At 59.4% G+C, this 1587-nt stretch carries 3 protein-coding genes; 2 read left to right on the top strand and 1 reads right to left on the bottom strand.

Translation table 11 applies throughout. The features are described from left to right. Both BG842_RS00625 and BG842_RS00620 read left to right on the top strand, forming a co-directional pair. Positions 1-309 (top strand): carboxyl transferase domain-containing protein (locus tag BG842_RS00625; protein ID WP_303645348.1); only part of this gene is annotated, 309 nt, incomplete at its 5' end. 110 nt (positions 310-419) lie between these two features. Continuing rightward, positions 420-764 (top strand): DUF5658 family protein, encoded by a 345-nt coding sequence (locus tag BG842_RS00620; RefSeq protein ID WP_069449257.1) that lies wholly within the window; start codon positions 420-422, stop codon positions 762-764. Here BG842_RS00620 and BG842_RS00615 read toward each other — a convergent pair. Further along, entirely contained in the window at positions 761-1216 is a 456-nt protein-coding gene (locus BG842_RS00615; protein ID WP_007982722.1) for a MaoC family dehydratase, read from the bottom strand. The genes BG842_RS00620 and BG842_RS00615 overlap by 4 nt on opposite strands. Positions 1217-1587 lie beyond the last annotated feature (371 nt).

The raw sequence follows: 1587 nt of genomic DNA, 5'->3' as shown, positions 1-1587 counted from the left end.
TACGACCCGCAGAGCGTCATCGCGCTCCCGTCGGGTGAAATCGGCATCATGGGACCGGAAGCCGCCATCAACGCCGTCTACGCGAACAAACTGAACGCCATCGACGACGAAGACGAACGCGCCCAGCGCGAGCAGGAACTCCGCGAGGAGTACCGCGAGGACATCGATGTCCACCGCATGGCGAGCGAGATGGTCATCGACGACATCGTTCCGCCGAGCACCCTCCGCGAGGAACTCGTCCAGCGCTACGACTTCTACGCGGGCTTGGAGAAGGACCTGCCGGACAAGAAACACGGTACGATTCTGTAAGCCGAACGACTTCGAGGGTTTAGCCCCTCTCTAAGCCGGATAAGCCGGTTCATAATAAAGCACCGTTCCGCCGTGCGTGTGGATGACGTGGAATTCCCGCGCCATCATCCATGAGCCATCAGCAGTTCTCCTACCGGTATCAGCGAACGGACTGGTTCGATTTCGGCGGCATCGAGCGATTGCTCTGGGCCGTCGTCATCCTCGCACTCGTCGGGGATTTACTCACGACGTACGCCGGGTTGCAGGCGGGGCTCACCGAATCGAACCCGGTCGCACGCCACGCGCTCGGCCAGTTCGGCTTCCTCTCGCTCGTCGGGTTGAAGGCGTTCGCGCTCGGCGTGGGGTTCGTCGGGCGGACGTTGATTCCGCAGGAGTACGTGGCACTCGTCCCGGCGGGCCTCGCCCTCCCGTGGCTGTTCGCCGTGGTCGTGAACCTCTCACTGTTCTTCCACTAGGGTTTCTTGAGCGAGAGCACCGTCCGCTCGAACTCGCAAACCAGCGTTTCGTCGTCTCCATCGACTTTGAAGACCTCGACCTTCATGGTGACGACGCCGCGCTCGCCGTCGCTCGTCTCGCGCTTGTCCGTGACGGTGGACTGGGCGCGAATGGTGTCCCCGTGGAACACCGGCTCGGGGTGTGAGACGTTATCGTACGAGAGGTTGGCGACGATGGTGCCGTCGGTCGTGTCCGGAATCGAAACGCCCACCGCCACGCTCATCGTGTACAGTCCGTTGACCAACCGTTCGCCGAACTGGGTGTCCGCCGCGAAGTCGGCGTCCAAGTGGAGTGGCTGTTGGTTCATCGTCATATCACAGAACCGCTGATTGTCGCTCTCGCTGATAGTTCTCCGTTTCTCGTGTTCGATGGTTTGGCCCACTTCGAACTCCTCGTAGTACAGTCCCGTCATGCGAACTCCTGCGATGAGTGGGGGAAAAATCCTGTCGGTCTGGAGGCGATTGTCACGACCGTTTCGACTGTTGCACGCCCGATGGTCGGGCGTAATCGGTTCATAACAAAGTAGATAGTCCACGACCTCAGAATCGGCGACGACGGAGCCAGAGGTTCCGTAGCTCGCGACGCCCATCGTGATACCGACGGTTTTCAGGAACGTTCGACGGTCAGTGCCCTTTCGCGGCGCAGGTTCTCCAGGCATCGTTCGGACGTAAAAACAACCGTTTTTGGTATTGTTATGACGTGCCTGAAGTTAATATTGCAGCATCAAGCAGGCTATAACAAACATAGTCGAACGACGGTACGGTATTCGAATAGAAGCAAAGC

The sequence above is a fragment of the Haladaptatus sp. W1 genome (genome assembly GCF_001723155.1).
In the GTDB taxonomy this organism is placed as follows: domain Archaea; phylum Halobacteriota; class Halobacteria; order Halobacteriales; family Haladaptataceae; genus Haladaptatus; species Haladaptatus paucihalophilus.
This window is presented reverse-complemented; position numbering and strand designations above follow the sequence as displayed.